Source organism: Roseateles sp. (genome assembly GCF_049240545.1).
Classification (GTDB): Bacteria; Pseudomonadota; Gammaproteobacteria; order Burkholderiales; family Burkholderiaceae_C; genus Paucibacter_A.
The window spans coordinates 1-1047 of sequence record NZ_JBMLSK010000150.1; the positions used below are offsets into that span (position 1 = coordinate 1).

Consider the following 1047-nt stretch of genomic DNA (forward strand, 5'->3'; position numbering starts at 1 on the left):
CGTTAGGCAGCACGAACAGCCGGCGCGGCCAGTTTGGCGGCGCACTCGCAGATTGCGCGGCGCATCGCCTTGAGCGGGCACGCAACCACCGGCACGATGGTCCACTCATCGGTGCCGGCCAGTCGTGCGTAGGCAAACGGCATGTGGTCCGTAGTCGAGTCGTCGCACACCGTTTCGAGATTCAGCTTCACCGCCAAGCGGAATGCTGCCCCGTCGTCGTCCAGCGGGTCCCACGTCTCTTGTCCGTCTGGCCCGACGATCCACGGGTATTTCTCGCCGTTGCCACCGCTGCCCCAGTGCAAGTCAACGCCTGCGGCCATCGCGGCGCGCTCGATCAAGAGCCAGCGCGTTGTCTGCTGAATCGCTTTTTCGTCCACTTTGTCAACCTCGTTTCTGAGCGTTTTGCTCGTTTTGTCAACCAGTTGCGCGCGCTGCCTAACTAACGGTTCAAGCGCGACCCCTTACGGCCTGCGGCCTTCAGGGGCCGCTTAACCTGGCGTTAGGCCCTGGGGCCAGCATTGCCTCGCTCTCCAGCACCACGGACATGAGAGCGTTGCGCTTGTCGTCGTTGATGTTCCACCCGGCGCAGTGCTTCAGCCCACGGGCTGCAATGGCGAGTTGCGCACGCAGGGCGTTTCGCTCGCGGATCAGCCGCTCCGTCATCGCCGTGATGTTCTCGCCGGGCATCGCGCCGCCCAGCTCGCGCAGTCGCAGGTTCTCGTCTATCTCGTCGCGCAGTGTCTGCATCAGCCCATCGCGCTCGCGCTTCAAGTCTTCGCCGTACAGCGGCGCCCACGCGCTGTTCTGTGGGTTCGTGAACCACAGGTGGGCTCTGCATGTGGTTTGGCGCGCATCGAGTTCGGCGCGCAACGTCCACGCGACGGGCCTAACCCCTCGCTCAAGCGGAGAGCCAACGGCTGGCTGCCTGCCCGGCGCTGCCGGGTTGTCCATCATCGTCATCGCCGGGCAGTCATCCATCCGTCGTCTCCCGCTTAGCTCGAACGTTAGGCCATCAATACGCGATCACGCGCGCGAGCTGTCGCACGG

2 protein-coding genes are annotated in these 1047 nt (G+C 64.6%); both read right to left on the minus strand.

The window, feature by feature from the left end; translation table 11 throughout:
* Nucleotides 1-2 precede the first annotated feature (2 nt).
* Nucleotides 3-377, minus strand: coding sequence for a hypothetical protein (locus ACOVRJ_RS09475; protein WP_422043608.1), 375 nt, complete (start codon nucleotides 375-377; stop codon nucleotides 3-5).
* 100 nt (nucleotides 378-477) lie between these two features.
* Entirely contained in the window at nucleotides 478-960 is a 483-nt protein-coding gene (locus ACOVRJ_RS09480) for a hypothetical protein (protein WP_422043609.1), read from the minus strand.
* Nucleotides 961-1047 lie beyond the last annotated feature (87 nt).

Bases quoted from the DNA above. Each gene is read 5' to 3' on its own strand.
- ACOVRJ_RS09480 (WP_422043609.1), bottom strand. From the start codon at position 960: ATGACGATGATGGACAACCCGGCAGCGCCGGGCAGGCAGCCAGCCGTT.